Consider the following 22218-nt stretch of genomic DNA (forward strand, 5'->3'; position numbering starts at 1 on the left):
GGGAAGCCATGCAGCTCGCCATCGTCGTCTACGACCGTTTCACCGCCCTCGACGTCGTCGGCCCGTACGAGATGCTCTCCCGTCTCCCGGACGCGGAGACGGTCTTCGTCGCCGAGGAGGCCGGTCCCGTCCGCACGGAGACCGGAGCCCTCGCGATCATCGCCGACAAGGCCCTGGCCGAGGTGCCGAGCCCCGACATCGTGGTGGTGTCCGGCGGCCCCGGCCAGAGTGCCCTGATGGACCACGCGCCCCTGCTGGAGTGGCTGCGCGCCGCCGATGTCACCAGCACCTGGACGACGTCCGTGTGCACAGGCTCCCTGCTGCTGGCCGCCGCCGGACTCCTGGAGGGCCGCCGCGCCGCCTCGCACTGGCTGGCCCTCGAACAGCTCGCGCGGTTCGGCGCGGAGCCGACCGGCGAACGGGTTGTCTTCGACGGCAAGTACGTCACCGCGGCCGGTGTGTCCTCCGGTATCGACATGGCGCTCGCCCTGGTCGGCCGCGTCGCGGGCGACGAGCACGCCCAGGCCGTCCAGCTTGGCACCGAGTACGACCCGCAGCCGCCCTACGACGCGGGCTCCCCGCCCAAGGCGCCCGCGCACATCGTCGACCTGCTGCGCGCGCGGAGCCGCTTCATCCTGAAGTAGTCCAGGTGAACCGCGGCTGACGGCGTTCCAGGAACGCGGCGACCCCCTCCGCGGTGTCGCCGCTGCCGCGTGCCTGCTCCGTCCAGTGGGCGTCCCGGTCGGTGCGTCCGTTCGCGAACTCCTTCGCCGCGGCCTGGGTCAGCTGGGAGCGGGAGACCAGGATCCGGGTGAACTCGGCGACCCGCTTGCCGAGTTCGCCCTCGGGCAGCAGCTCGTCGACCAGACCCGTGCGCAGGGCCCGCTCGGCTTCGATCAACTCGCCGGAGAAGAGGAGGTACTTGGCGGCGGCAGGGCCCACCAGCGAAACCAGCCGGCGGGTGGAGGACGCCGGATAGACGATGCCGAGCTTCGCCGGGGTCACCCCGAACAGCGACCCCTCCTCGGCGAACCGCAGATCGCAGGCCGCCGCGAGCTGCGACCCGCCGCCCACGCAGTGCCCGCGGATCGCCGCCAGGGTCGGCTTGGGGAACGCCGCAAGGGCCTCCTCCGCCGCCACGGCGAGCCGCTGCGCCTCCTCCGGTGAGCCCCGCAGGGTCGAGATGTCGGCCCCGGCGCAGAAGGTCGCGCCCTCACCGGTGAGCACCAGCGCCCGCACGGCAGGATCGGCGGCCAGCCCGTCGAGCAGCGGGGGCAGCGATCGCCACATCGCGGCCGTCATGGCGTTGCGCTTGGCCGGGTGGTGGACGACGACGGTGGCGACCGAGTCGGCGACCGAGTGCAGCAGCTGGGGCTCCATGCGGGGATGCTATCCGCCGCCGCCCTGGGGTGATCTCGGGGGAACCCGTCAAACCCGTACAACCCGAATAGTTCGCGAAGTCGGCGCGACCGGTACAGGAGCAGTCCCACAACTGACCTTGTCATACGCCAACGGTCAGAACCGCTCGATACCAGCTGACTTCTGGTCAGACATGCGGGGTGGAGCAGGTCGTTATCAACACTCGACGTGTGGTGACAATCGAGCGCGAGGGTGGCGACCGGACGATGGAAAACCATGGGCGCGGGTACGACCCGCGCCCACAGGGAGGCGACCAGCAGGCGCCGGACCCGCTGCCGTACGAAGGGGTGTGGCGGTTCACCGCCGCCGCGGTCGACGCCTCGGTCCCGCAGGCGCGACACGCGGTGCGGGACCTGCTGCTGCGCCAGGGCGTCCCGGTCTCCGACGACCTGGTGTACGGGCTGTTGCTGATCGTCTCCGAACTGGTCACCAACGCGGTGAAGCACGCGGCGCTGCTGTCGCCGATGCTCGCCGTGGAGGTGGCCGTCGGCGCCGAATGGGTGCGCGTGTCGGTGGAGGACAACCATCCCTACCGGCCGACCGCCCTGGAGGCCGATCATGGTCAGACCGGCGGCCGTGGGCTGCTCCTGGTCCGCGAGGTGGCCCGGGAGGCGGGCGGGGTGGTCGACGTGGAGCACACTACGAGCGGCGGCAAGGTGATCTGGGCCGCCCTGCCGCTCAAACCGGTACGGCTGGTGTGAGCCTCCTCACCAGCCCGCGGACGGGCCCGTCAGCTCCCTGACCGCCGGACGGGCCGCGTCCAGAACAGTCATGAACCAGGCGGAGAAGGTGTCCTTGGCGTGCCGTTCCGCCAGCTCGGTGGGGGTCACGAAGGCGGTCTGCGCGACCTCCTGCGGATCCGGCCCGAGCGGGGCCTGCACCATGCCGACGAACAGGTGGTTGTACTCCTGCTCGACCAGGCCCGAGGCCGGGTCGGGGTGGTTGTAGCGGACCGTGCCCGCCTCGGCCAGCAGCGACGGCGAGACGCCGAGCTCCTCGTACGTCCGCCGGGCCGCCGCCGCGAAGGGCGCCTCGCCGGGGTAGGGATGGCCGCAGCAGGTGTTGGACCACACACCGGGGGAGTGGTACTTGCCGAGGGCCCGTTGCTGGAGCAGCAGCCGCCCGCGCTCGTCGAAGAGGAACACCGAGAACGCGCGGTGCAGCTGTCCCGGCGGCTGATGAGCCGCGAGCTTCTCCGCGGTGCCGATCGTCACACCCTTCTCGTCGACCAGTTCCAGCAAAATCTCGTCCGTGGTGCCGTTCGACGAGCTGTGCGTCGCGGTGGCAGGTGTGATCGGCATACCCATCCTTCGCCTCGGTCTTGGCACCCCAAGTCTGCCGTACGAATCCGGCACTACCGGCACTTCCCGGCACGGGCCACGCCGGAAGAGGGACCCGGTAGATGATCGTGCCCGGCAGGTGTGTCCGGGAACCTTCGGGAGGCCTCGAACACAAGGACGTGGGGCGCTCCGGACCGCCGCGTTCCGGCCCTGAGGGGGCCTTCAGCGGGGCGCCGTCAGTGGCACAGCCGTGCCTCGTGCTCCGCGTGCCCGCTCGGCTCCAGCTGGAAGGTGCAGTGCTCCACGTCGAAGTGGTGGCCCAGGCAGCCCTGCAGCTCGTGCAGCATCTTCTCGTGGCCTATGGCGCTCAGCACGTCCGAGCGCACGACCACGTGCGCGGACAGCACCGGCAGACCTGAGGTGATGGTCCAGGCGTGCAGATCGTGCACGTCCTCCACACCGTCCAGTGCCAGGATGTGCGCCCGCACCTCCGCCATGTCGACGTCCTTGGGAGCCGCCTCCAGCAGCACGTCGAGGGTCTCGCGCAGCAGTTTCACCGTGCGCGGGACGATCATCAGGCCGATGACCAGCGAGGCGATCGGGTCGGCAGCCTGCCAGCCCGTGGCCAGGATCACCGCCGCCGAGACGATCACCGCGAGCGAGCCCAGCGCGTCCGCGGCCACCTCCAGGAACGCCCCGCGCACGTTCAGGCTGTCCTTCTGGCCCTTCATCAGCAGCGTGAGCGAGATCATGTTCGCGACCAGGCCGATCGCACCGAACACGAGCATCAGCTGACCGTGGGTGTCGGCGGGGGTGAAGAACCGCTGGATCGCCTCGTACAGGACGTAGCCGCCGACGCCGAGCAGCAGCAGACAGTTGGCGAGGGCGGCGAGGATCTCGGCGCGCGCGAAGCCGAAGGTGCGGTTGGTGCTCGGCGGGCGGTTGGCGAAGTGGATGGCGAGCAGGGCCATGCCCAGGCCCAGCGCGTCCGTGGCCATGTGCGCCGCGTCCGCGATGAGCGCGAGCGAATCGGCGAGCACACCGCCGGCGATCTCGACGACCATGACGGCGAGCGTGATCGACAGAGCGACGCGCAGCCTGCCGCGGTAGGCCGCGGCCGCCGTACCGGTGGGAGGCGCGTGCGTGTGCCCGTGCCCGTGATCGTGACCGGCCCCCATGGAATCCGCCCTCCTGTGTTTCGCCCGGGATCACAGTGAACTACGGGTGGGGGGTATCCGGCAACGCGGCACTGAACACCGTTGTCATGTGCCCTGACCTGCGGAAACGAACCGCAGGTCAGAGCGCCACCGGTTCACTTGCCGTGGTGCAGCTGCCAGCCCTGCCACGCCGACTCCACCATCTCGCGCACCCCGCGCCTCGCCCGCCAGCCCAGTTCCTCGGCGGCCCGCTCGGCCGAGGCGACCGCACGCGGCGCGTCCCCGGGGCGGCGGCCCTCGACGACGGGCGTCCGCCGGTCGCCGGTGACCTCGCCGATGACCGTGATCAGTTCGCGGACCGACACGCCCTCGCCGCGGCCGATGTTCACCGTCAGATCCCCGGCCGCGCCGCCCCCGGTGAGCAGGCGGGCCGCCGCGAGATGGGCCTCCGCGAGGTCGGCGACATGGATGTAGTCGCGGATGCAGGTGCCGTCCGGCGTCGGATAGTCGTCACCGAAGATCCGCGGGGCCTCGTCCCGGGTGAGCCGGTCGAAGACCATCGGCACGATGTTGAACACGCCCGTGTCGGCCAGCAGCGGCGCGGCCGCGCCGGCCACATTGAAGTAGCGCAGACAGACGGTCGCCATGCCGTGCGCCTGCCCCGCCGCCCGCACCAGCCACTCCCCGGCGAGCTTGGTCTCGCCGTACGGGTTCACCGGGGCACACGGGGTGTCCTCCGTGATGAGGTCCACATCCGGGTTCCCGTACACGGCCGCGGACGAGGAGAAAAGGAACCGCTCGATCCCGGCCCCGGCGGCCGCCTCCAGCAGCGTGGCGAGGCCGCCGACGTTCTCCTGGTAGTAGCGCGTGGGCTCGGCCACCGACTCGGCGACCTGCTTGCGCGCCGCGAGATGCACCACACCCGTCACCCCGTGCTCGGCGAAGACCTGCTTGAGCAGGTCCGCGTCCATCGTGGAGCCCGTGATGAGCGGGATCTCGTCCGGGAGCCGCTCGGGCACCCCGGCCGAGAGATCGTCCAGCGCCACGACCCGCTCCCCGGCCTCGGTCATGGCCCGCGCCACATGCGCCCCTATGTATCCGGCCCCGCCGGTGATCAGCCAAGTCATGGTCGCCCACCCTATGCCGAGGCCGGGCGATGCCCGATGTCCCGGATGCCCCGAAGGGGCCGGGTGTGCGCGGCACGGTTTGTGGGGCGGGCCCCCGATCACCGATGATGATCGCGGCAAAGACCGGTGGAGGCCGCGTCGACCGGCCCGTGAACGGGCGGTGAACACGGGCTTCCGGTCATCGGATAGCCTCTGCCGACAATGCCGCCCCGGTGTCACCGACAAGCGGCCCGTCCAACACGCAGACGACCGGCGCGGATGCGTCGGCACTCAGGGAGTGAGTTCGGTTGTCGACCGCCATCCTCACCGGTCAGCCGGTCCCCGGATCGTCGCTCGAGAGCGATCTGCGGTCCCTCGGCTTCGACGTGCGGGTGGCCTCCGACGCCTCGGACGCCGAGGCGCTCCTCGCCGCCGTCCCGGCGGACCATCGGGTGGCCGTCGTCGACGCCCGCTTCGTCGGCCATCCGCACGCGCTGCGCCTCGCCCTCACCGACCCCCGCTTCCCGCTCGCCGCGATCCCGGGCGCCGTGACCGCCCAGCCGGCCGGCCGCCAGGCCCTGACCCGGGCGGTCGCGGGGGAGACGTCGGCGGGCGGCGCAAGCGCGGTCGCCGTGGACAGCGTCGCCGACCGCATCGTCACCGCCCTCGACGCCGGCGGCGCGGACGTGCACCGCCCCGAACTCGGCAGCCTGGTCGCCGCCGTCCCCACCGACCCGCAGGCCCGCAACGAGGCACGCCAGGCCGTGGACGCCGTCGACGACGAGGCCGTACGCCTGAAGTCGGCCGTGAAGTCCCGCGACGGCTTCTTCACCACGTTCTTCATCAGCCCGTACTCGCGCTACCTCGCCCGCTGGTGCGCCCGCCGGGGACTCACCCCCAACCAGGTGACCACCGCCTCGCTGCTCACCGCCCTGATCGCGGCGGGCTGCGCGGCCACCGGCACCCGTGTGGGATTCGTCGCGGCGGGCTTCCTGCTGATCTGCTCGTTCGTCCTGGACTGCACGGACGGCCAGCTCGCCCGCTACTCGCTCCAGTACTCGACGCTCGGCGCCTGGCTGGACGCCACCTTCGACCGCGCCAAGGAATACGCCTACTACGCGGGCCTCGCACTCGGCGCGGCCCGCGGCGGCGACGACGTCTGGGCCCTCGCCCTCGGCGCCATGATCCTGCAGACCTGCCGGCACGTCGTGGACTTCTCCTTCAACGAGGCCAACCACGACGCCACCGCCAACACCAGCCCCACCGCCGCCCTCTCCGACAAGCTCGACAGCGTCGGCTGGACGGTCTGGGTGCGCCGGATGATAGTCCTGCCCATCGGCGAACGATGGGCGCTGATAGCCATCCTCACGGCGGCCACGACCCCGCGGATCACCTTCTACGCGCTGTTGATCGGCTGCGCCTTCGCGGCGACGTACACCACGGCGGGGCGGGTGCTGCGCTCGCTGACCCGCAAGGCCCGGCGGACGGACCGGGCGGCGCAGGCGCTGGCCGACCTCGCCGACTCGGGCGCCCTCACGGACGGCCTCGTGCGCCTCTTCAAGAAGGGGCTGCCCGGCCTCGCCGTCCCTGCCGTCGCCTTCCTGGGCGGAGCCGCCGTCGTGGCCGCCTCCGCACTGACCGACTTCGGCGGACCGCTGCCCGTGATCGCGGCCGCCGTGTACGCCCTGACCTCCTCTCTTGCCGTGGCCCGCCCGCTCAAGGGCGCCCTCGACTGGCTGGTCCCGCCGTTCTTCCGGGCCGCCGAATACGGCACCGTGCTCGCCCTCGCGGCCAAAGCAGGGGTGAACGGAGCCCTTCCTGCGGCTTTCGGCCTGGTGGCCGCCGTCGCCTACCATCACTACGACACGGTGTACCGCATCCGCGGGAACGCCGGAGCGCCGCCGGCCCGGCTGGTGCGCGCCATCGGGGGGCAGGAGGGTCGGACGCTGCTCGTCACCGTGCTGGCAGCGCTGCTCACCGCCGCGCAGTTCAAGGTTGCGCTCACGGTCCTGGCCGTGGCCGTAGCCCTCGTGGTGCTCGTCGAGAGCATCCGCTTCTGGGTGTCCGCAGGGGCGCCCGCCGTACACGACGAAGGAGAAACCGCATGATCGGCCTCGTGCTGGCGGCGGGCGCCGGACGGCGTCTTCGCCCCTACACCGACAGCCTTCCCAAGGCATTGGTGCCAGTGGGCCCCGCGGGTATAGAGGACAGCATCACCGTGCTCGACCTCACGCTCGGCAACTTCGCCGAGGTCGGCCTGACCGAGGTCGCGATCATCGTCGGCTACCGCAAGGAGGCCGTGTACGAGCGCAAGGCGGCTCTCGAGGCGAAGTACGGTCTCAAGCTGACCCTCATCGACAACGACAAGGCCGAGGAGTGGAACAACGCCTACTCCCTGTGGTGCGGGCGTGACGCCCTCAAGGACGGTGTGATCCTCGCCAACGGCGACACCGTGCACCCGGTCTCCGTCGAGAAGACGCTGCTGGCCGCCCGCGGCGAGGGCAAGAAGATCATCCTCGCCCTGGACACGGTGAAGAGCCTGGCCGACGAGGAGATGAAGGTCGTCGTCGACCCCGAGAAGGGCATGACGAAGATCACCAAGCTGATGGACCCCGCCGAGGCCACGGGTGAGTACATCGGCGTCACCCTGATCGAGGGCGACGCGGCCCCCGAGCTGGCCGACGCGCTCAAGACCGTGTGGGAGACCGACCCGCAGCAGTTCTACGAGCACGGTTACCAGGAGCTCGTGAACCGCGGCTTCAAGATCGACACGGCGCCCATCGGTGATGTCCGGTGGGTCGAGATCGACAACCACGACGATCTCGCCAGGGGACGGGAGATCGCGTGCCAGTACTGACGAGGCTCATTCCCTCGCCGGTCGTCGTGGACATCCGCCCGGGTGCCCTCGACGACCTGGCCGGTGTGCTCGCCGACGAGCGCATCTCGCAGTCCGGCCGGCTCGCCGTCGCCGTCAGCGGCGGCTCCGGCACCAGGCTGCGCGAGCGCATCGCGCCCTCGCTGCCCGGCGCCAGCTGGTACGAGGTGGGCGGCGGCACCCTGGACGACGCCGTGCGGCTGGCCGGCGACATAAAGGCCGGCCACTACGACGCGGTCGTGGGCCTCGGCGGCGGCAAGATCATCGACTGCGCCAAGTTCGCCGCGGCCCGGGTCGGTCTGCCCCTGGTCGCCGTACCGACGAACCTGGCGCACGACGGTCTGTGCTCGCCGGTCGCCACCCTCGACAACGACGCGGGCCGCGGCTCCTACGGTGTGCCGAACCCGATCGCCGTCGTCATCGACCTGGATGTGATCCGCGAGGCACCGGCGCGCTTCGTGCGGGCCGGCATCGGCGACGCGATCTCCAACATCAACTCGATCGCGGACTGGGAGCTGTCCAACCGCGTCAACGGCGAGAAGATCGACGGCCTCGCCGCCGCCATGGCCCGCCAGGCCGGCGAGGCGGTGCTGCGGCACCCCGGCGGCATCGGGGACAACGACTTCCTCCAGGTGCTCGCCGAGGCGCTGGTCCTCACCGGCATCGCGATGTCCATCTCGGGCGACTCCCGGCCCGCCTCGGGCTCCTGCCACGAGATCAACCACGCCTTCGACCTGCTCTATCCCAGGCGCGCCGCGAGCCACGGCGAGCAGTGTGGTCTGGGCGCGGCCTTCGCGATGTACCTGCGCGGTGCCCAGGAGGAGTCGGTGCACATGGCCCAGGTGCTGCGGCGCCACGGGCTTCCGGTGCTGCCGGATGAGATCGGCTTCACGGTGGACGAGTTCGTCCGGGTCGTGGAGTTCGCTCCGGAGACCCGGCCCGGCCGCTACACGATCCTCGAACACCTCGACCTCAAGCCCCACCAGATCAAGGACTTCTACGCCGACTATGTCAAGGCCATCGGTAGCTGAACTCCGCACGGTCGTCCATCCCCCGGGGGTGAAGGACCGGCGCAGCGGTGAGCACTGGATGGGGCGCCTCTACATGCGCGAGGTGTCCCTGCGGGTCGACCGCTACCTGGTGAACACCAGGGTCACGCCCAACCAGCTCACGTACCTGATGACCGTCTGCGGTGTGCTCGCGGCCCCGGCCCTGCTGGTGCCGGGGATCGCGGGCGCCGTGCTCGGCGTGGTCATGGTCCAGCTGTATCTGCTGCTGGACTGCGTTGACGGCGAGATCGCGCGCTGGAAGAAGCAGTACTCGCTCGGCGGGGTCTATCTGGACCGGGTCGGCGCCTATCTGACCGACGCGGCGGTCCTGGTCGGCCTCGGCCTGCGCGCCGCCGACCTGTGGGGTTCCGGGCGGATCGACTGGCTGTGGGCCTTCCTCGGCACCCTGGCCGCCCTCGGCGCGATCCTGGTCAAGGCGGAGACCGACCTGGTCGGTGTCGCCCGGCACCAGGGCGGCCTGCCGCCGGTCAAGGAGGCCGCGTCCGAGCCCCGCTCCTCCGGCATGGCGCTGGCCCGGCGTGCCGCCGCGGCGCTCAAGTTCCACCGGCTGATCCTCGGGATCGAGGCGTCCCTGCTGATCCTGGTCCTCGCCATCGCGGACCAGATCAGGGGCGACCTGTTCTTCACCCGGCTCGGTACCGCCGTACTCGCCGGGATCGCGCTGGTGCAGACCGTGCTGCACCTGGTGTCCGTCCTGGCGTCGAGCAGGCTGCGGTGACCGCGATGACGTCTTCACTGAAGGTCGGCGCGGTCGTCATCACCATGGGCAACCGCCCCGACGAGCTCCGCGCCCTGCTCGACTCGGTCGCCAAGCAGGACGGCGACCCGGTCGAGGTGGTCGTCGTCGGCAACGGCTCGCCGGTGCCGGACGTCCCCGAGGGCGTCCGGACGCTGGAGCTGCCCGAGAACCTGGGCATTCCGGGCGGCCGCAACGTCGGCACAGAGGCCTTCGGGCCGGGCGGCCGGGACGTCGACATATTGCTCTTCCTCGACGACGACGGCCTCCTCGCCCAGCACGACACCGCCGAGCTGTGCCGGCAGGCCTTCGCCGCCGACCCCGAGCTCGGCATCATCAGCTTCCGCATCGCCGACCCGGACACCGGCGTCACCCAGCGCCGCCACGTCCCGCGGCTGCGTGCCTCGGACCCGATGCGCTCCTCCCGGGTCACCACGTTCCTCGGCGGCGCCAACGCCGTCCGTACCCGGGTCTTCGCCGAAGTCGGCGGGCTGCCGGACGAGTTCTTCTACGCCCACGAGGAGACCGACCTCGCCTGGCGGGCCCTCGACGCGGGCTGGATGATCGACTACCGGTCCGACATGGTGCTGTACCACCCCACGACCGCGCCCTCCCGGCACGCGGTCTACCACCGCATGGTCGCCCGTAACCGCGTCTGGCTGGCCCGCCGCAACCTGCCCGCCCCCCTGGTCCCCGTCTATCTCGGGGTGTGGCTGCTGCTCACCCTGCTGCGCCGGCCCTCGCGCCCCGCGCTCAGGGCCTGGTTCGGCGGATTCAAGGAGGGCTGGGCCACTGCGTGCGGTCCCCGCAGGCCCATGAAGTGGCGTACGGTGTGGCGGCTGACCCGACTGGGCCGGCCCCCGGTCATCTGACAAGCTCGACCTGAGGCGCCACGCATCGCGCGGCGAAGCGCGGACGGCCTCGAAGACGAACTCGAAGACGAAAGTTTCCACCCGTGAGTGAGACAACGCATGACGTCGGGGTCGCGGTGAACGCGGCTCCGTCGCCCGACGAGGGACTGCCGGCCGCCGAGCTCGCCGCCAAGTACGGGCTCGCCGTGAGCGGTGCCCGCCCCTCGCTCGTCGAGTACGTCCGACAGCTGTGGGGCCGACGGCACTTCATCCTCGCCTTCTCGCAGGCGAAGCTCACCGCCCAGTACAGCCAGGCCAAGCTCGGGCAGCTCTGGCAGGTGGCCACCCCGCTGCTGAACGCCGCGGTGTACTACTTCATCTTCGGGCTCATCCTCAAGGCCGACCGGGGCATGTCGCACGACGTGTACATCCCGTTCCTGGTGACGGGTGTGTTCGTCTTCACCTTCACGCAGAGCTCGGTGATGGCCGGCGTGCGCGCGATCTCCGGCAATCTCGGCCTGGTCCGCGCCCTGCACTTCCCGCGTGCCTCGCTGCCCGTCTCCTTCGCGCTGCAGCAGCTCCAGCAGCTGCTGTTCTCGATGCTGGTGCTGTTCGTCGTCGCGGTTGGCTTCGGCAGCTACCCGGACCTGTCCTGGCTGCTGATCGCCCCGATCCTCGCCCTGCAGTTCCTCTTCAACACCGGCCTCGCGCTGATCATGGCCCGGGCGGGCTCCAAGACCCCGGACCTCGCCCAGCTGATGCCGTTCGTGATGCGTACCTGGATGTACGCGTCGGGCGTGATGTTCTCCATCCCGATCATGCTGGCCGACAAGCCGCAGTGGGTGGCGACCGTCCTGCAGTGGAACCCGGCCGCCATCTTCATGGACCTGATGCGCTTCGCGCTCATCGACGGCTACGGCCCCGAGAACCTCCCCGACCACGTCTGGGTGGCCGCGGGCAGCTGGGCCGCGCTGCTCGCCGCCGGCGGCTTCGTGTACTTCTGGAAGGCGGAGGAGAGGTACGGCCGTGGCTGAGCAGGACCAGCAGGAACGCATCCCCACCGTCATCGCGGACGAACTGCACATCGTCTACCGGGTCAACGGCGCGAAGACCGGCAAGGGCAGCGCCACCGCCGCGCTCAGCCGCATCCTCAAGCGCGGCGAGGAGCGGGGCGTGCGCAAGGTGCACGCCGTGCGCGGCGTGTCCTTCGTCGCCTACCGCGGGGAGGCCATCGGTCTCATCGGTTCCAACGGCTCCGGCAAGTCCACGCTGCTTCGTGCCATCGCCGGTCTGCTGCCCGCCGAGAAGGGCAAGGTCTACACCGACGGCCAGCCGTCCCTGCTCGGTGTCAACGCGGCCCTGATGAACGACCTCACCGGTGAGCGGAACGTCATATTGGGCGGGCTCGCCATGGGCATGTCCCGTGAGGAGATCAAGGAGCGCTATCAGGACATCGTCGACTTCTCCGGGATCAATGAGAAGGGCGATTTCATCACCCTGCCGATGCGCACCTATTCCTCCGGCATGGCAGCCCGTCTCCGCTTCTCCATCGCCGCCGCCAAGGACCATGACGTCCTGATGATCGACGAGGCCCTCGCCACCGGCGACCGCAAGTTCCAGAAGCGCTCCGAGGAGCGCATCCGGGAACTGCGCAAGGAAGCGGGCACCGTGTTTCTGGTCAGTCACAACAACAAGTCCATCCGCGACACCTGCAACCGCGTTCTGTGGCTGGAGCGCGGCGAGTTGCGCATGGACGGACCGACCGAAGAGGTGCTCAGGGAATACGAGAAGTTCACGGGCAAGTAGCCCGGTTCCGCCCAGGGCCCTGCCGGAACCTTTCCGGCGGGGCCCTGCGTCTGCATGGGAAACGTCAACTCGGGCTTCCCTTGGGAATCTTGACGCCAATCGGTGTGTTGTTGTGATGTGCAGGACACCCCGACGGTCCACGCTGCGTTGTACAACGTAAGCTGTACCGGTCCCCGAAAGCGGCAAGTGGGGCGATAATACGCGACACCCACCGTCAGGGGCGCCCCACCGACGGCCGGGCGGCGTGTCCGAAATAGTGTGTATTGGGTCGGCAGTGTAGAACGGGAGATGTGACGGCAATGGCTACGGAAACTCCCCAGCTCAACGCAGCATGTGCCGTCCACGCCCCGGGCAGCGTGCGGTGACGGCGACCGGTACGCCGCGCACCCTGGATCCCGAGCGCGGCACCCTCGACAAAGCCGCGGACGAGAACTTCCCGGTGGCCCCGTTCTTCCTGCCCAGGGCCTGGCGCGACGACCTCATGGCGGTGTACGGCTTCGCGCGTCTCGTCGACGACATCGGCGACGGCGACCTGGCACCCGGCGGTGCCGACGCCCGCCTGCTCGGCGTGTCGCCCGCCCAGGCCGAGGACCGCCTGCTGCTCCTCGACGCCTTCGAGGCCGATCTGCACCGCGTGTTCGACTCCACCCCGCACCACCCCTTGCTGTGCCGCCTCCAGTCCACCGTCCGCCGGCGCTCTCTCACTCCCGGGCCCTTCCTCGGCCTGATCGCCGCCAACCGCCAGGACCAGCACGTCAAGCGGTACGAGACCTACGACGACCTCCTCGCCTACTGCGAGCTGTCCGCCAATCCCGTCGGCCGCCTCGTCCTCGCCGTCACCGGTACCTCGACCCCCGAGCGGATCCGCCTCTCCGACTCGATCTGCACGGCCCTCCAGATCGTCGAACACCTCCAGGACGTCGCCGAGGACCTCGGCCGCGACCGGATCTATCTGCCCGCCGAGGACATGAAGCGTTTTCAGGTCCGGGAGGCGGATCTCGCCACGAAAACCGCGAGCGCATCGGTGCGCGCACTGGTTGCATACGAATCAGAACGCGCCCGCGGTCTCCTGAATGAAGGCGCCCCCCTGGTGGGTAGCGTCCACGGCAGGCTGAGGCTGCTGCTCGCGGGGTTCGTGGCGGGGGGAAGGGCGGCGATCGACGCGATCGCCGCCGCCGAATACGACGTACTTCCCGGCCCGCCCAAGCCCGGCAAGGTCCAGCTGCTGCGCGAGGTGGGCGTGACTCTGCGAGGAGAGGGGTGATCCGGACCGTGGAGTCGGAACAGCACGTGTCCTCACCGGTACTCGCCGCCTACAGCTACTGCGAGGCCGTCACCGGGCAGCAGGCCCGTAATTTCGCGTACGGCATCAGGCTGCTGCCGACGCCCAAGCGCCGCGCGATGTCGGCGCTGTACGCCTTCTCCCGGCGCGTCGACGACATCGGCGACGGCGTGCTGGCGGACGAGGTCAAGGTCACGCGCCTCGAGGACACCCGGGCCCTGCTCGCCCGGATCCGCGAGGGCGCGGTCGGCGAGGACGACACCGACCCGGTCGCCGTCGCCCTCACGCACGCCGCCCGGGTCTTCCCGATCCCGCTGGGCGGCCTGGACGAACTCATCGACGGCGTCCTCATGGACGTGCGCGGCGAGACCTATGAGACCTGGGACGACCTGAAGGTCTACTGCCGTTGTGTGGCCGGCGCCATCGGGCGGCTCTCGCTCGGCGTGTTCGGCACGGAGGAGGGGGCGCGCGGTGTCGAGCGCGCACCCGAGTACGCCGACACCCTCGGTCTCGCGCTGCAGCTCACCAACATTCTCAGAGACGTCCGCGAGGACGCCGAGGGCGGGCGTACCTATCTGCCCGCCGACGACCTCGCGAAGTTCGGCTGCTCGGCCGGATTCAACGGGCCGACACCACCGGAGGGCTCCGACTTCGCGGGCCTCGTGCACTTCGAAGTGCGACGGGCCCGCGCCCTTTTCGCCGAGGGCTACCGGCTGCTCCCCATGCTCGACCGGCGCAGCGGTGCCTGTGTCGCCGCCATGGCCGGCATCTACCGCCGTCTGCTCGACCGTATCGAGCGCGACCCGGAGGCCGTGCTGCGCGGCCGGGTCTCGCTGCCCGGACGCGAGAAGGCCTATGTCGCCGTGCGGGGCCTGTCCGGCCTCGACACCCGTCGGCACGCGTCCCGGCGGACCGTCAGGAGGCGCGCCTGATGGACAATACGGTCCAAGGTGACTCCACCGGAGAAAAGCGGCACGCAACCCTCCGGTGCGGTGCGGCGTCCCTGACTGCGACGGCCTGCCGTGCACCGTTCAACCAGCACGGCGGGCACGCACGGGAGGGCGCACGATGACCGACGGCAGGCGGGCCGACGAGCCGCACGCTGACACCCCGGGGGGCACCGGCCGCAGTGCCGTCGTGGTCGGCGGTGGACTGGCCGGGATCACGGCCGCGCTCGCGCTCGCCGACGCGGGCGTCCGCGTGACCCTGCTCGAAGGCAGGCCGCGTCTGGGCGGGCTCGCCTTCTCCTTCCAGCGCGGCGAGCTGACCGTCGACAACGGCCAGCATGTGTACCTGCGCTGCTGCACCGCCTACCGCTGGTTCCTCGACCGCGTCGAGGGCACGGCGCTGGCACCACTGCAGGATCGTCTCGACGTGCCCGTTCTCGACGTCGCCAAGCCCGAGGGCCGACGGCTCGGGAGGCTGCGGCGCGACGCCCTGCCCGTACCCCTGCATCTGGGCCGGAGCCTGGCCACCTACCCGCATCTCTCGCTCGCCGAGCGGGCGGGCGTGGGGCGTGCCGCGCTCGCGCTCAAGGGGCTCGACCTCGCCGATCCGTCCCTGGACACGCAGGACTTCGGCAGCTGGCTGGCCGGGCGCGGCCAGTCGGCGCGTGCCGTCGAGGCCCTGTGGGACCTGGTCGGGGTCGCCACCCTCAACGCGGTCGCGGGCGACACCTCGCTGGGGCTCGCCGCGATGGTGTTCAAGACCGGTCTGCTGTCCGACCCGGGCGCGGCCGACATCGGCTGGGCGCGCGTCCCGCTGGGCGAACTGCATGACCGTCTCGCCCGCAAGGCGCTCGACTCCGCGGGCGTCCGTACCGAGGTCCGTACACGCGTCACCTCCGTCTCCATCAACGAAAACGGGAGTTGGAGCGTTCAGGTTCCCGGCGAGACACTCGAGGCGGACGCGGTCGTCCTCGCCGTACCGCAGCGCGAGACGCACGAGCTGCTGCCGCCCGGCGCCCTCGACGCCCCGGAGAACCTGCTGGCGATCGGCACCGCGCCGATCCTCAACATCCATGTCGTGTACGACCGCAAGGTGCTCGCCAAGCCGTTCTTCGCGGCCCTCGGCACCCCGGTGCAGTGGGTCTTCGACCGCACCGAGGCGTCCGGGCTGAAGGACGGCCAGTACCTCGCCCTGTCCCAGTCCGCCGCGCAGGACGAGATCGACGAGCCGGTCGCCGCGCTGCGCGAGCGCTATCTGCCCGAGCTGGAACGCCTGCTGCCCGCCGCCCGCGGCGCACAGGTGCAGGACTTCTTCGTGACCCGGGAGCGCACGGCGACGTTCGCCCCCACCCCCGGCGTCGGGCGGCTGCGGCCCGGCGCCCGCACCAAGGCCCCCGGCCTGTACCTGGCCGGAGCGTGGACCGCCACAGGGTGGCCCGCGACCATGGAGAGTGCGGTCCGCAGTGGAGTGAGTGCGGCCGACGCCGCGCTGAGCGCCCTGGGCCGGCCCCGCCCCAGCCACCTCTTCGACTTCGAGGAGGCGGCCTGATGCTCGATCAGCACCCGGCAGGCCCCCGCACCCCCGGTACCGCAACAAGAGGAGAGACTGTGCCCACTGTGCCCCCGGCCTCGAAGGCCGCTCGAGAGACCGCGGTGGACGTGACCGCGCTCCTGGAGCGTGGCCGGACCCTGGCCACACCGGTACTGCGGGCGGCCGTCGACCGGCTGGCCCCTCCCATGGACACCGTCGCCGCCTACCACTTCGGCTGGATCGACGCGCAGGGCAACCCCGCCGACGGCGACGGCGGCAAGGCCGTACGCCCCGCACTCGCCGTGCTCTCCGCCGAGGTCACCGGCGCCAACCCGGAGGTCGGCATCCCCGGCGCGGTCGCCGTCGAACTGGTCCACAACTTCTCGCTCCTGCACGACGACCTGATGGACGGCGACGAACAGCGCCGCCACCGCGACACCGTCTGGAAGGTGCACGGCCCCGCGCAGGCCATCCTGGTCGGCGACGCCCTGTTCGCCCTGGCCAACGAGATCCTGCTGGAGCTCGGCACCGTCGAGGCCGGTCGCGCCACCCGCCGGCTGACCACCGCCACCCGCGCCCTGATCGACGGTCAGGCGCAGGACATCTCCTACGAGCACCGCGACCGCGTCAGCGTCGAGGAGTGCCTGGAGATGGAGGGCAACAAGACCGGCGCGCTGCTCGCCTGCGCCAGCTCCATCGGTGCGGTGCTCGGCGGCGCCGACGACCGCACCGCCGACACGCTGGAGAAGTACGGCTACCACCTCGGCCTCGCCTTCCAGGCCGTCGACGACCTGCTCGGCATCTGGGGCGACCCGGAGGCCACCGGCAAGCAGACCTGGAGCGACCTGCGCCAGCGCAAGAAGTCCCTGCCGGTGGTGGCCGCGCTCGCCGCGGGCGGACCCGCCTCCGAGCGGCTCGGCGAGATGCTCGCCGCCGACGCCAAGAGCAGCGACTTCGAGAACTTCTCCGAGGAGGAGTTCGCGGCCCGCGCCGCCCTCATCGAGGAGGCGGGCGGCCGCGAGTGGACCGCCGAAGAGGCCCGCCGTCAGTACACCATCGCCATCGAAGCCCTCGACGCCGTCGACATGCCCGCCCCGGTACGGGACCGGTTCGCGGCGCTCGCCGACTTCGTCGTCGTACGAAAGAGATGATCACTATCGGTCGAATAGCCCTCGCGTAGTCGCCGGCCGGTGACGCGAGATCCGACGCATACCGGCCGACGGCGGACCCACAGCAGCACGACTCGCACGACTGCACGAAGGGGAAGCCATGACAGCGACGACCGACGGAAGCACCGGGGCCGCCTTGCCGCCCCGGGCCGCCGCGGCCAGCGAAACCGACATCACCACACCCGTGACGGCAGGGGTACAAGAAGCCGCGGAACGCGCCGTCGGGCTCGCGACCGACTTCCTGCTCTCCCGTCAGGACGCGGAGGGCTGGTGGAAGGGCGACCTCGAGACCAACGTCACGATGGACGCCGAGGACCTGCTGCTCCGTCAGTTCCTGGGCATCCGCGACGAGGCGACGACCCACGCCGCCGCGCTGTTCATCCGCGGCGAGCAGCGGACGGACGGCACCTGGGCCACGTTCTACGGCGGCCCCGGTGAACTCTCCACCACCATCGAAGCCTATGTCGCGCTGCGTCTGGCGGGCGACGCGCCCGACGCGCCCCACATGGCCCGGGCCTCCGCCTGGATCCGCGAGCGGGGCGGTATCGCCTCCGCCCGGGTCTTCACCCGGATCTGGCTGGCCCTGTTCGGCTGGTGGAAGTGGGAGGACCTGCCCGAACTCCCGCCGGAGCTGATCTACTTCCCCAAGTGGATGCCGCTCAACATCTACGACTTCGGCTGCTGGGCCCGGCAGACCATCGTGCCGCTCACCATCGTCTCCGCGAAGCGCCCGGTGCGGCCCGCGCCCTTCCCGCTCGACGAACTGCACACCGACCCGGCCCGTCCGAACCCGCCGAGGCCCCTCGCCCCGGCCGCGAGTTGGGACGGTGTCTTCCAGCGGCTGGACAAGGCGCTGCACCAGGCGCGCAGGGTCGTGCCGCGCAAGCTGCGCCGGGCCGCGATGAACTCCGCCGCCCGCTGGATCGTCGAGCGGCAGGAGAACGACGGCTGCTGGGGCGGTATCCAGCCACCTGCCGTGTACTCGGTGATCGCCCTGTATCTGCTCGGCTACGACCTCGAACACCCGGTGATGCGTGCGGGACTGGAGTCGCTGGACCGGTACGCCGTGTGGCGCGAGGACGGCGCCCGGATGATCGAGGCCTGTCAGTCCCCGGTCTGGGACACCTGCCTGGCGACCATCGCGCTCGCCGACGCCGGACTCCCCGCCGATCACCCGCAGCTCGTCAAGGCCGCCGACTGGATGCTCGGCGAACAGGTCGTCCGGCCCGGTGACTGGTCCGTACGTCGGCCCGGACTCCCGCCGGGCGGCTGGGCGTTCGAGTTCCACAACGACAACTACCCGGACATCGACGACACCGCCGAGGTGGTCCTCGCCCTGCGCCGGGTCCGGCACCACGACCCGGAGCGGGTGGAGAAGGCGATCACGCGCGGAGTGCGCTGGGAACTCGGTATGCAGTCCCGCAACGGGGCATGGGGCGCCTTCGACGCCGACAACACCAGCCCGTTCCCCAACCGGCTGCCGTTCTGCGACTTCGGCGAGGTCATCGACCCGCCCTCGGCCGACGTCACCGCGCACGTCGTCGAGATGCTCGCGGTCGAGGGTCTCTCCCACGACCCGCGCACCCGGCGCGGCATCGAGTGGCTGCTGGCCGAACAGGAGCCGGACGGCTCGTGGTTCGGCCGCTGGGGCGTCAACTACGTCTACGGCACCGGGTCCGTGGTGCCCGCGCTGACCGCCGCCGGGCTCCCCGCCTCGCACCCGGCGATCCGCCGGGCGGTGACCTGGCTGGAGAGTGTCCAGAACGACGACGGCGGCTGGGGCGAGGACCTGCGCTCCTACAAGCACGTCAAGGAGTGGAGCGGCCGGGGCGCCTCCACCGCCTCGCAGACCGCCTGGGCGCTGATGGCGCTGCTCGCGGCGGGGGAGAGGGACTCCAAGGCGGTCGAGCGCGGCATCCAGTGGCTGGCCGAGACCCAGCGGGAGGACGGCTCCTGGGACGAGCCGTACTTCACCGGCACCGGCTTCCCCTGGGACTTCTCCATCAACTACCACCTCTACCGGCAGGTCTTCCCGCTCACCGCGCTCGGCCGCTATGTGCACGGCGAGCCCTTCGCCGACCAGCACACCGCGAAGCCCGCCGAGAAGCTCGCCGAGCAGCGCCTCGCCGATGCCAAGGGGAGCTGATGAACGCACAGCCCGCCCCGGCCCCGCTGCTGATCGCCTGCGCGCTCGGCATCGAGCGGCTCGCCGTGCGCACCCGCGACCACGGCGGAGCCGGCGGGCCCGTCACCGTCCTGCGCACCGGCATGGGACCCGAGGCGGCGGAACGCTCCGTCACCCGCCTGCTGGCCGACCCGGCGTTCGCCGACGCGGCCGTCCTGGCCACCGGCTTCTGCGCCGGACTCGCCCCCGGCATGCACCCCGGCGACCTGGTCGTCGCCGAGGAGACCCGGGACCCGCGCGGAAACGTCCCGTGCGTGGGCACCGACCTGCTCGTCAAGGAGCTCGTGCGCACCGCGCCCGGGCGCACCGTCCACACCGGGCCCCTCACCGGCTCCGACCACGTCGTCCGCGGTCAGGAGCGCTCCGGCCTGCGCGCGACCGGCGCGATCGCCGTCGACATGGAGTCGGCGGCGACTCTCCTGAGCGCCGTCCGCGCAGGCGAGCGCCCGGTTGCGGCCGTACGGGTGGTCGTGGACGCACCAGAACATGAACTCGTCCGGATCGGCACGGTGCGCGGTGGAATATCGGCTTTCCGCGTCCTTCGTTCCGTGATTCCCGCTTTCTACGAATGGCACCGTTCTTTGCTGCTCCCCCGGAGGTGAGCCAGATGGCCATGCCGCTGCGTCAGTCCATCAAGGTCGCTACTTACCTGTTTGAACAGAAACTGCGGAAGCGGGACAAGTTCGCCCTGCTGGTGGAGCTGGAGCCGCTGTTCGCCTGCAACCTCAAGTGCGAGGGGTGCGGCAAGATCCAGCATCCGGCGGGCGTCCTCAAGCAGCGCATGCCGGTCGCCCAGGCCGTGGGCGCGGTCCTGGAGTCCGGTGCCCCGATGGTGTCCATCGCCGGCGGCGAGCCGCTGATGCACCCCCAGATCGACGAGATCGTACGGCAGTTGGTGGCCAGGAAGAAGTTCGTCTTCCTCTGCACCAACGCGCTGCTGATGCGCAAGAAGATGGACAAGTTCACGCCCTCGCCCTACTTCGCCTGGGCGGTGCACATCGACGGGCTGCGGGAGCGGCACGACGCCTCGGTGGCCAAGGAGGGCACCTTCGACGAGGCGGTGGAGGCCATCAAGGAGGCCAAGCGACGCGGCTTCCGGGTGACCACCAACTCGACCTTCTTCAACACCGACACCCCCCAGACCATCGTCGAGGTGCTGAACTACCTCAACGACGACCTGCAGGTCGACGAGATGATGCTGTCGCCCGCCTACGCCTACGAGAAGGCGCCCGACCAGGAGCACTTCCTCGGTGTCCAGCAGACCCGTGAGCTGTTCAAGAAGGCCTTCGCGGGCGGCAACCGCAGGCGCTGGCGGCTCAACCAGAGCCCGCTCTTCCTGGACTTCCTGGAGGGCAAGGTCGACTTCCCGTGCACCGCGTGGGCGATCCCGAGCTACTCGCTCTTCGGTTGGCAGAAGCCCTGCTATCTGATGAGCGACGGCTATGTGGCCACGTACAAGCAGCTGTTGGAGGAGACCGACTGGGACGCCTACGGCCGCGGCAAGGACCCCCGGTGCGCCAACTGCATGGCGCACTGCGGCTACGAGCCGACCGCCGTCCTGGCAACCATGGGCTCCCTGAAGGAGTCGCTGCGGGCCGCCCGCGAGACCATGACCAGCGGAAAGCAGAAGTGATGTCATGACCGCCATTCCCTTGGGCGTCCCCGAGGTACCGGCCCGGCCGATCGCCGAGCGGCGCGTGTCGCGGCAGATCCACGTCGGGCCGGTGGCGGTCGGGGGCGGGGCCCCGGTGTCGGTGCAGTCGATGACGACGACCCGTACGTCGGACATCGGCGCCACCCTTCAGCAGATCGCGGAACTGACCGCGTCCGGCTGCCAGATCGTGCGCGTCGCCTGCCCGACCCAGGACGACGCGGACGCCCTCGCGACCATCGCCCGCAAGTCGCAGATCCCGGTGATCGCGGACATCCACTTCCAGCCGAAGTATGTGTTCGCGGCGATCGAGGCGGGCTGCGCGGCCGTGCGGGTGAACCCCGGCAACATCAAGAAGTTCGACGACCAGGTGAAGGAGATCGCGCGGGCCGCCAAGGACCACGGCACGCCGGTCCGTATCGGGGTCAACGCCGGCTCGCTGGACCGGCGGCTGCTCCAGAAGTACGGCAGGGCCACCCCCGAGGCGCTGGTGGAGAGCGCGCTGTGGGAGGCGTCCCTCTTCGAGGAGCACGGCTTCAGGGACATCAAGATCTCCGTCAAGCACAACGACCCGGTGGTGATGATCGAGGCGTACCGCCAGCTGGCGGCGCAGTGCGACTACCCGCTGCACCTAGGGGTCACGGAGGCGGGCCCGGCCTTCCAGGGCACCATCAAGTCGGCGGTGGCCTTCGGCGCGCTGCTCTCGCGGGGCATCGGCGACACGATCCGGGTGTCCCTGTCGGCGCCTCCGGTGGAGGAGGTCAAGGTCGGCAGCCAGATCCTGGAGTCGCTGCACCTCCGGCCGCGGCGGCTGGAGATCGTGTCGTGCCCGTCCTGCGGCCGAGCCCAGGTCGACGTCTACAAGCTGGCGGACGAGGTCACGGCGGGCCTCGAGGGGATGGAAGTGCCGCTGCGCGTGGCGGTCATGGGGTGCGTGGTCAACGGCCCCGGCGAGGCGCGCGAGGCGGACCTGGGGGTGGCCTCCGGCAACGGCAAGGGCCAGATCTTCGTCAAGGGCGAGGTCATCAAGACCGTGCCCGAGTCGAAGATCGTGGAGACCCTCATCGAGGAGGCGATGAAGATCGCCGAGCAGATGGAGAAGGACGGCATCGGGTCCGGAGAGCCCGCCGTCACCGTGAGCTGAACAGCACGG

At 70.7% G+C, this 22218-nt stretch carries 22 protein-coding genes; 18 read left to right on the plus strand and 4 right to left on the minus strand.

Going from position 1 to position 22218, the window contains the following annotated elements:
• Positions 1–8: 8 nt before the first annotated feature.
• Positions 9–644, plus strand: a complete 636-nt coding sequence (locus Q8A52_RS10090; protein WP_316750258.1) for a DJ-1/PfpI family protein — start codon at positions 9–11, stop codon at positions 642–644.
• On the opposite strand, the gene Q8A52_RS10095 is transcribed toward Q8A52_RS10090, so the two are convergent.
• Positions 631–1380, minus strand: coding sequence for an enoyl-CoA hydratase/isomerase family protein (locus tag Q8A52_RS10095; protein ID WP_316750261.1), 750 nt, complete (start codon positions 1378–1380; stop codon positions 631–633). The two genes, Q8A52_RS10090 and Q8A52_RS10095, sit on opposite strands and share 14 nt — an antisense overlap.
• Positions 1381–1625: 245 nt before the next feature.
• On the opposite strand from Q8A52_RS10095, the gene Q8A52_RS10100 reads away from it, so the two are divergent.
• The gene (locus tag Q8A52_RS10100) at positions 1626–2120 is read left to right on the plus strand and encodes an ATP-binding protein (RefSeq protein WP_316751001.1); all 495 of its coding nucleotides are present in this window, start codon (positions 1626–1628) and stop codon (positions 2118–2120) included.
• Positions 2121–2126: 6 nt separating this feature from the next.
• Here Q8A52_RS10100 and idi read toward each other — a convergent pair whose 3' ends face one another.
• From idi to galE, 3 genes are all read right to left on the minus strand, one after another.
• Positions 2127–2720 carry an isopentenyl-diphosphate Delta-isomerase gene (gene idi, locus Q8A52_RS10105; protein ID WP_316750263.1) on the minus strand — a complete coding sequence of 198 codons (594 nt, stop codon included), beginning with the start codon at positions 2718–2720 and terminating at the stop codon, positions 2127–2129.
• A 215-nt stretch (positions 2721–2935) separates the two neighbouring features.
• On the minus strand, positions 2936–3877 hold the full coding sequence (locus tag Q8A52_RS10110) for a cation diffusion facilitator family transporter (RefSeq protein ID WP_316750265.1): 942 nt from the start codon (positions 3875–3877) through the stop codon (positions 2936–2938).
• Positions 3878–4011: 134 nt separating this feature from the next.
• The gene (galE, locus tag Q8A52_RS10115; protein ID WP_316750266.1) at positions 4012–4983 is read right to left on the minus strand and encodes a UDP-glucose 4-epimerase GalE; all 972 of its coding nucleotides are present in this window, start codon (positions 4981–4983) and stop codon (positions 4012–4014) included.
• A 287-nt stretch (positions 4984–5270) separates the two neighbouring features.
• Here galE and Q8A52_RS10120 point away from each other — a divergent pair, with 287 nt between their 5' ends.
• From Q8A52_RS10120 to ispG, 16 genes are all read left to right on the plus strand, one after another.
• Positions 5271–7070: a DUF5941 domain-containing protein gene (locus tag Q8A52_RS10120; RefSeq protein WP_316750268.1), complete on the plus strand. Its 1800-nt coding sequence runs from the start codon at positions 5271–5273 to the stop codon at positions 7068–7070.
• Positions 7067–7819: a phosphocholine cytidylyltransferase family protein gene (locus Q8A52_RS10125; RefSeq protein ID WP_316750270.1), complete on the plus strand. Its 753-nt coding sequence runs from the start codon at positions 7067–7069 to the stop codon at positions 7817–7819. Before Q8A52_RS10120 ends, Q8A52_RS10125 begins: the two co-directional genes overlap by 4 nt.
• Complete coding sequence (locus Q8A52_RS10130) at positions 7807–8868, plus strand: iron-containing alcohol dehydrogenase family protein (RefSeq protein WP_316750271.1); 1062 nt, start codon at positions 7807–7809, stop codon at positions 8866–8868. The genes Q8A52_RS10125 and Q8A52_RS10130 overlap by 13 nt, the downstream gene beginning before the upstream one ends.
• Positions 8846–9625, plus strand: coding sequence for a CDP-alcohol phosphatidyltransferase family protein (locus Q8A52_RS10135; protein ID WP_316750273.1), 780 nt, complete (start codon positions 8846–8848; stop codon positions 9623–9625). Before Q8A52_RS10130 ends, Q8A52_RS10135 begins: the two co-directional genes overlap by 23 nt.
• 5 nt (positions 9626–9630) lie before the next feature.
• The gene (locus Q8A52_RS10140) at positions 9631–10515 is read left to right on the plus strand and encodes a glycosyltransferase family 2 protein (protein ID WP_316750275.1); all 885 of its coding nucleotides are present in this window, start codon (positions 9631–9633) and stop codon (positions 10513–10515) included.
• An 83-nt stretch (positions 10516–10598) separates the two neighbouring features.
• Positions 10599–11528, plus strand: a complete 930-nt coding sequence (locus Q8A52_RS10145) for an ABC transporter permease (protein WP_316750277.1) — start codon at positions 10599–10601, stop codon at positions 11526–11528.
• Positions 11521–12300 carry an ABC transporter ATP-binding protein gene (locus tag Q8A52_RS10150; protein WP_316750279.1) on the plus strand — a complete coding sequence of 260 codons (780 nt, stop codon included), beginning with the start codon at positions 11521–11523 and terminating at the stop codon, positions 12298–12300. Before Q8A52_RS10145 ends, Q8A52_RS10150 begins: the two co-directional genes overlap by 8 nt.
• Before the next feature lie 361 nt (positions 12301–12661).
• Entirely contained in the window at positions 12662–13564 is a 903-nt protein-coding gene (gene hpnC, locus Q8A52_RS10155) for a squalene synthase HpnC (RefSeq protein ID WP_316750281.1), read from the plus strand.
• Complete coding sequence (hpnD, locus tag Q8A52_RS10160; protein WP_316750283.1) at positions 13561–14514, plus strand: presqualene diphosphate synthase HpnD; 954 nt, start codon at positions 13561–13563, stop codon at positions 14512–14514. Before hpnC ends, hpnD begins: the two co-directional genes overlap by 4 nt.
• The gene (locus Q8A52_RS48970; protein ID WP_361611318.1) at positions 14514–14654 is read left to right on the plus strand and encodes a DUF6380 family protein; all 141 of its coding nucleotides are present in this window, start codon (positions 14514–14516) and stop codon (positions 14652–14654) included. The genes hpnD and Q8A52_RS48970 overlap by 1 nt, the downstream gene beginning before the upstream one ends.
• The gene (hpnE, locus tag Q8A52_RS10165) at positions 14600–16078 is read left to right on the plus strand and encodes a hydroxysqualene dehydroxylase HpnE (RefSeq protein WP_332845892.1); all 1479 of its coding nucleotides are present in this window, start codon (positions 14600–14602) and stop codon (positions 16076–16078) included. Before Q8A52_RS48970 ends, hpnE begins: the two co-directional genes overlap by 55 nt.
• A gap of 68 nt (positions 16079–16146) precedes the next feature.
• Complete coding sequence (locus Q8A52_RS10170) at positions 16147–17211, plus strand: polyprenyl synthetase family protein (protein WP_316751003.1); 1065 nt, start codon at positions 16147–16149, stop codon at positions 17209–17211.
• Between the two features lie 118 nt (positions 17212–17329).
• Complete coding sequence (gene shc, locus Q8A52_RS10175; protein WP_316750287.1) at positions 17330–19375, plus strand: squalene--hopene cyclase; 2046 nt, start codon at positions 17330–17332, stop codon at positions 19373–19375.
• Positions 19375–20016: a phosphorylase family protein gene (locus tag Q8A52_RS10180; protein WP_316750290.1), complete on the plus strand. Its 642-nt coding sequence runs from the start codon at positions 19375–19377 to the stop codon at positions 20014–20016. The genes shc and Q8A52_RS10180 overlap by 1 nt, the downstream gene beginning before the upstream one ends.
• Before the next feature lie 5 nt (positions 20017–20021).
• A complete protein-coding gene (gene hpnH, locus Q8A52_RS10185; protein ID WP_316750292.1) occupies positions 20022–21047 on the plus strand; it encodes an adenosyl-hopene transferase HpnH in 1026 nt (341 codons plus the stop codon).
• 4 nt (positions 21048–21051) lie between these two features.
• The gene (ispG, locus tag Q8A52_RS10190) at positions 21052–22209 is read left to right on the plus strand and encodes a flavodoxin-dependent (E)-4-hydroxy-3-methylbut-2-enyl-diphosphate synthase (protein WP_316750293.1); all 1158 of its coding nucleotides are present in this window, start codon (positions 21052–21054) and stop codon (positions 22207–22209) included.
• Positions 22210–22218 lie beyond the last annotated feature (9 nt).

Source organism: Streptomyces herbicida, assembly GCF_032656585.1.
In the GTDB taxonomy this organism is placed as follows: domain Bacteria; phylum Actinomycetota; class Actinomycetes; order Streptomycetales; family Streptomycetaceae; genus Streptomyces; species Streptomyces herbicida.

Bases quoted from the DNA above. Each gene is read 5' to 3' on its own strand.
- Q8A52_RS10100 (WP_316751001.1), top strand. From the start codon at position 1,626: ATGGAAAACCATGGGCGCGGGTACGACCCGCGCCCACAGGGAGGCGAC.
- Q8A52_RS10125 (WP_316750270.1), top strand. From the start codon at position 7,067: ATGATCGGCCTCGTGCTGGCGGCGGGCGCCGGACGGCGTCTTCGCCCC.
- shc (WP_316750287.1), top strand. From the start codon at position 17,330: ATGACAGCGACGACCGACGGAAGCACCGGGGCCGCCTTGCCGCCCCGG.
- Q8A52_RS10090 (WP_316750258.1), top strand. From the start codon at position 9: ATGCAGCTCGCCATCGTCGTCTACGACCGTTTCACCGCCCTCGACGTC.
- Q8A52_RS10110 (WP_316750265.1), bottom strand. From the start codon at position 3,877: ATGGGGGCCGGTCACGATCACGGGCACGGGCACACGCACGCGCCTCCC.
- galE (WP_316750266.1), bottom strand. From the start codon at position 4,983: ATGACTTGGCTGATCACCGGCGGGGCCGGATACATAGGGGCGCATGTG.
- Q8A52_RS10140 (WP_316750275.1), top strand. From the start codon at position 9,631: ATGACGTCTTCACTGAAGGTCGGCGCGGTCGTCATCACCATGGGCAAC.
- idi (WP_316750263.1), bottom strand. From the start codon at position 2,720: ATGCCGATCACACCTGCCACCGCGACGCACAGCTCGTCGAACGGCACC.
- Q8A52_RS10135 (WP_316750273.1), top strand. From the start codon at position 8,846: ATGTCAAGGCCATCGGTAGCTGAACTCCGCACGGTCGTCCATCCCCCG.
- ispG (WP_316750293.1), top strand. From the start codon at position 21,052: ATGACCGCCATTCCCTTGGGCGTCCCCGAGGTACCGGCCCGGCCGATC.
- hpnH (WP_316750292.1), top strand. From the start codon at position 20,022: ATGGCCATGCCGCTGCGTCAGTCCATCAAGGTCGCTACTTACCTGTTT.
- Q8A52_RS10095 (WP_316750261.1), bottom strand. From the start codon at position 1,380: ATGGAGCCCCAGCTGCTGCACTCGGTCGCCGACTCGGTCGCCACCGTC.
- Q8A52_RS48970 (WP_361611318.1), top strand. From the start codon at position 14,514: ATGGACAATACGGTCCAAGGTGACTCCACCGGAGAAAAGCGGCACGCA.
- Q8A52_RS10180 (WP_316750290.1), top strand. From the start codon at position 19,375: ATGAACGCACAGCCCGCCCCGGCCCCGCTGCTGATCGCCTGCGCGCTC.